Raw genomic sequence first — 4,949 nt, forward strand, 5'->3', positions numbered from 1 at the left:
GGTCAATGCGGTCGCGCCCTCGACGCTCGACACGCCCGCCACCCGCGCCGACATGCGCGACGCCGATTTCACCAAATGTGTCAGCCTCGAGGCCGCCGCCGAGGCGATCGCCTATCTCGCCTCGCCCGCCAATCAGGCGATGAGCGGCACGCTGGTGCCGCTCTACGGGCGAGCCTGAGCTCACAGATCAAAGTGCAATGAAAAACCCCGCCGGATCGCTCCGGCGGGGTTTTTGCTTTCGGTAGAGGAAGGAGCTTAGTTGCCCTGCTTCTTCAGCGCCGCGCCCAGGATGTCTCCCAGCGAGGCGCCGGAGTCGGTCGAGCCGTACTGGGCGACCGCTTCCTTCTCCTCGGCGATTTCCAGCGCCTTGATCGAAACCTGCAGCTTGCGGGTCTTCTTGTCGAAGGCGATGACGCGGGCGTCGACCTTCTGGCCGACGGTGAAGCGCTCGGGGCGCTGCTCGTCGCGGTCACGGGAAAGGTCCGAACGCTTGATGAAGGTATCGAGGCCGCTGTCGACCAGCCGCACTTCCAGACCACCATCCTTCACCGCGGTGACCTCGCAGGTGACGACGGCGTTCTTGCGCAGCTCGCCGCTGCTCGCCGCCTCGCCGACCGTGTCGCGGGCCAGCTGCTTGATGCCGAGCGAGATGCGCTCCTTCTCGATGTCGACGTCGAGCACCTGCGCCTTGACCATGTCGCCGCGATTGTACTCTTCGATCACCTGCTCGCCCGGACGTGTCCAGTCGAGGTCGGAGAGGTGCACCATGCCGTCCACGTCGCCTTCCAGGCCGATGAACAGGCCGAACTCGGTCTTGTTCTTGACCTCGCCCTCGACCTGGCTGCCGACCGGATGGTTGCGCGCGAAGGCTTCCCACGGGTTCTCCAGCGTCTGCTTGAGACCGAGCGAGATGCGGCGCTTGGCCGGATCGACCTCGAGCACCACCACGTCGACTTCCTGCGTCGTCGACAGGATCTTGCCGGGATGCACGTTCTTCTTCGTCCACGACATTTCCGAAACGTGGATGAGGCCCTCGATGCCCGGCTCCAGCTCGACGAACGCGCCGTAGTCGGTGATGTTGGTGACGGTGCCCTTGATCTTCTTGCCGATCGGGAACTTGGTGCCGATATCCGACCACGGATCGCTCTCGAGCTGCTTCATGCCGAGCGAGATGCGATGGGTTTCCTGGTTGATGCGGATGATCTGCACCTTGACCGTCTGGCCGATGTTGAGGATCTCGGTCGGATGGTTGACGCGGCGCCATGCCATGTCGGTGACATGCAGCAGACCGTCGATGCCGCCGAGGTCGACGAACGCACCGTAGTCGGTGATGTTCTTGACCACGCCCTCGACACCCTGGCCCTCCTCGAGGTTCTGCACGATTTCCGAACGCTGTTCGGCGCGGCTCTCCTCGAGCACGGTGCGGCGCGACACCACGATGTTGCCGCGGCGGCGATCCATCTTGAGGATCTCGAAGGGCTGCGGGTTGTGCATCAGCGGCGAGACGTCGCGGATCGGACGGATGTCGACCTGGCTGCGCGGCAGGAACGCCACGGCGCCGTCGAGATCGACGGTGAAGCCGCCCTTGACCTGGTTGAAGATGACGCCTTCGACGCGCTCACCCTTGGTGAACTTCTCTTCGAGGCGCACCCAGCTCTCCTCGCGGCGGGCCTTCTCGCGCGACAGCATGGCCTCGCCAAGCGCGTTCTCGATGCGCTCGACATAGACCTCGACGGTGTCGCCGACCTTGAGGGAGGAATCCTTGCCCTTGGCGCCGAATTCCTTCAGCGGCACGCGGCCTTCGACCTTGAGGCCGACATCGATGATGGCCATGTCCTTTTCGATCGCGGTGATCGTGCCCCGGACAACCTGGCCCTCGCCGGAATGGCCGGCGGTGAATGATTCTTCGAGCATGCTCGCGAAATCATCGCGAGTGGGATTTGCAGCTGACATTGTTTCTCCTGGAATGCTTCGCACAACAAGCGAAGCGGGCGCCGTGGGTTAGCGTTGCGTGAGCCTGCCGGCGTTCCGGGCTGAAGAGCCCTCGGCCGCTTAAGCGGCAAGTCCGGCGCATAGAGAATGCTGGCAGGCTGGTTCGTGCCCGATATGGGTATTTTCATCGCCTCCGGCAACGGAAAACACGAGGAAAACCCGCATCGGACCTTGTTTCTCTTGGCCAGCAGTCTTTGATGGTTAGCCATGGCCGCCAGAAACGCGGTCTCTATAGACACTTCGCCGGTGTCAGGCAAGTGCGCGTCGCGGCGGTGCGCATGCTCCGCCCGAATGTTTTTGCGATTACGCGTTCGCGGTTGCAGTTCTTTTTGCCGACATGGATTGTCACGGGGAGCATCACCATGCAGTCAAGCGCCACTTTCAACATCTTCCTGCCGGTTGCCCTCGTCATCATCATGCTGGGGCTTGGCCTGTCGCTCAAGCTCCAGGACTTCTTGCAGGTGGTGCTGCGACCGAAGGCCCTCCTGGTGGCTTTTATCGTGCAGATACTGGTTCTTCCCGTCCTTTGCTTCGGCATCGTGTCGATTTCGGCTTTGCCGCCTGCGATGGCGGTCGGCATGATGCTGCTCGCGGCCAGTCCCGGCGCCCCGTCCGCGGTTCTCTTCACCCACCTTGCCAAGGGCGATACGGCGCTCAGCCTGACGCTGCCGGCGATCAGCTCAATGGTGGCGCTGGTGTCGGTGCCATTGATCACCAATTTTTCGCTGCTGCATTTCTATGGCGCCGGGCACGTCATCCCGCTGCCGATCGAGAAATTCCTGCAGTTCTTTGCCGTTGTGCTTGTCCCGGTCTCGATCGGAGTTGCCGTCCGGCACCGCTACACGGCCTTGGCCGAGCGCCTGGAAGGGCCCGTCAAGCTACTGGCGACGCTTTTTCTTGCGGCGGTCGTTATTTTTGCCGTCGTCGATCAGCGGCAGGTCATCGTGACCTGGGGACCTGTTGTCGGCTTTGCCGCCTTTGCGTTCAACGTGGTGAGCATGGCGCTCGGCTACGCCGTTCCGTCGCTGCTGCGCCTGGAGAGGCGGCAGGCGGTCGCCATCACCATGGCAACGGCCATCCACAACGCCGCGTTCGTCATAGCCCTGGCGCTTAGCGAATATCTGCTCAACAATGCCGAAATGGCGATCCCGCCAGCGCTTTACGCCTTGATTGCCTATGTCACCGCGGCGGTTTTCGTAGCCGTCGTGAGCAGGTCAGGCAGACATGCGATCGAAGGCACGATCCGGTCGTGATAGCCAAGCTCAGGCGAGGTCTTTCGCACCCATGGCTCGGTCGACGATTGCCATGGCCGCCAGAAACGCGGCCTCGATTGCCATGTCGCTGGTGTCGAGCAAGTGCGCGTCCGCCGCCGGCTTGAGCGGGGAGTCGGCACGGCCCATATCGCGCTCGTCGCGGCGCTCGATGTCGGCGAGGATCGTGGCAAAATCGGCGCTGCCGCCCATGCTTTCGATCTCGGCCAGCCGGCGCCTTGCCCGCACTTCCGCGCTCGCTGTGACATAGAGCTTGATATCGGCGTCGGGACACACGACCGTGCCGATGTCGCGTCCGTCGAGCACCGCGCCTGGCGGCGCCTTGGCGAACTCGCGTTGCTTGTCGACCAGGATGCGCCGGACCGACGGAATGACGGCGACCTTTGAGGCGGCCTCGCCTACCGCATGCGCCGAAAGCACCGTACGGTCGAGGTTCGAAAGGTCGACCTGGCGTGCCGCGGTTTCCGCCGCCGAGACATTGTCGAGCGGCAGACCGAGCTCGAGCAGCTTATGGGCGACGGCGCGATAGGTGAGGCCGGTATCGAGCAGGTTCAGGCGGTAATGATCGGCGAGCCGGCGAGCGAGTGTGCCCTTGCCGGCGCCCGCGGGGCCGTCGATTGCGATGGTGAAGGGGGTGCTCATTGGCTCGCCTCGAACGATAGGCGCAATGAGCAAGATGAGCGCCGCGATCCTTCGCGCGCCCCTCTGTCCTGCCGGACATCTCCCCCGCTTGGGGGGAGATCAGCCGTCATCGCCGCTTGCGCCAATTGTCTATGTTGCAGGATTGAGCGGAGCGCCGGAGCCGCCAATCTCCCCCCTTGCGGGGGAGATGTCCCGCAGGACAAAGCGGGGTGCTGTTCCGCCTGCATCTCGGTTCGGCTCCAACCCATCGCCCGTCACTCGATCTCGGCGCCGAGCCCCTTCATCAGCCCCATGAATTCCGGAAAGCTCGTCGCGATCATGTTGGCGTCGTCGATGGTCACCGGCTTTTCCGTCGCCAGCCCCATCACCAGGAAACTCATGGCGATGCGGTGGTCGAGATGCGTCTTCACCGCCGTGTCCGGCCCGTTGGGATGAGCGCCCAGGCCCTTGCCGCCGGGCTTGCCGCGCACGGCAAGCGAGGCTTCGCCCTCGCTGCAGTCGACGCCGTTGAGCTTCAGCCCGTTGGCCACCGCCGACAACCGGTCGGATTCCTTGACGCGCAATTCCTCCAGACCCTGCATCAGCGTCTCGCCTTCGGCGAAAACAGCGGCAACCGCCAGCACCGGATATTCGTCGATCATCGACGGCGCCCGCTCCGGCGGCACCACGACACCTTTGAGGTCGGAGGAGCGCACGCGCAGGTCCGCCACGTCCTCGCCGCCGGCATTGCGGGGGTTGAGGATGTCGATGCGGCCGCCCATTTCCTGCAATGTCAGGAGCAACCCGGTGCGGGTCGGGTTCATCAGCACGTTCTCGATCACGATATCGGAACCCGGCACGATGAGCGCCGCCACCAGCGGGAAGCCGGCGGAGGAGGGGTCGCCGGGCACGGCGATGGTCTGCCCCGTGAGCTTGCCCTGGCCTTCGATGAAGATGTGGCGCACGCCGCGCTCGTCGGTCTCGACGGTCAGGTTGGCGCCGAAGCCTTTCAGCATCTTTTCGGTGTGATCGCGCGTCACCACCGTGATCGAGCCGGTGATGACG

At 64.0% G+C, this 4,949-nt stretch carries 4 protein-coding genes and 1 pseudogene; 2 read left to right on the forward strand and 3 right to left on the reverse strand.

Going from position 1 to position 4,949, the window contains the following annotated elements:
* Nucleotides 1-178, forward strand: a pseudogene (locus EOA60_RS39895) (short-chain dehydrogenase); the annotation flags it as partial.
* Nucleotides 179-255: 77 nt separating this feature from the next.
* Here EOA60_RS39895 and rpsA read toward each other — a convergent pair.
* Complete coding sequence (gene rpsA / locus EOA60_RS18780; RefSeq protein WP_128311720.1) at nt 256-1,953, reverse strand: 30S ribosomal protein S1; 1,698 nt, start codon at nt 1,951-1,953, stop codon at nt 256-258.
* Between the two features lie 401 nt (nt 1,954-2,354).
* On the opposite strand from rpsA, the gene EOA60_RS18785 reads away from it, so the two are divergent.
* Nucleotides 2,355-3,245, forward strand: coding sequence for a bile acid:sodium symporter family protein (locus EOA60_RS18785; RefSeq protein WP_128311722.1), 891 nt, complete (start codon nt 2,355-2,357; stop codon nt 3,243-3,245).
* Between the two features lie 9 nt (nt 3,246-3,254).
* Here EOA60_RS18785 and cmk read toward each other — a convergent pair whose 3' ends face one another.
* Entirely contained in the window at nt 3,255-3,905 is a 651-nt protein-coding gene (gene cmk / locus EOA60_RS18790) for a (d)CMP kinase (protein WP_095824344.1), read from the reverse strand.
* A 254-nt stretch (nt 3,906-4,159) separates the two neighbouring features.
* Nucleotides 4,160-4,949 (reverse strand): 3-phosphoshikimate 1-carboxyvinyltransferase (locus tag EOA60_RS18800; protein ID WP_164899397.1); only part of this gene is annotated, 790 nt, incomplete at its 5' end.

This window comes from Mesorhizobium sp. M1A.F.Ca.IN.020.06.1.1 (genome assembly GCF_004023265.1).
Classification (GTDB): Bacteria; Pseudomonadota; Alphaproteobacteria; order Rhizobiales; family Rhizobiaceae; genus Mesorhizobium.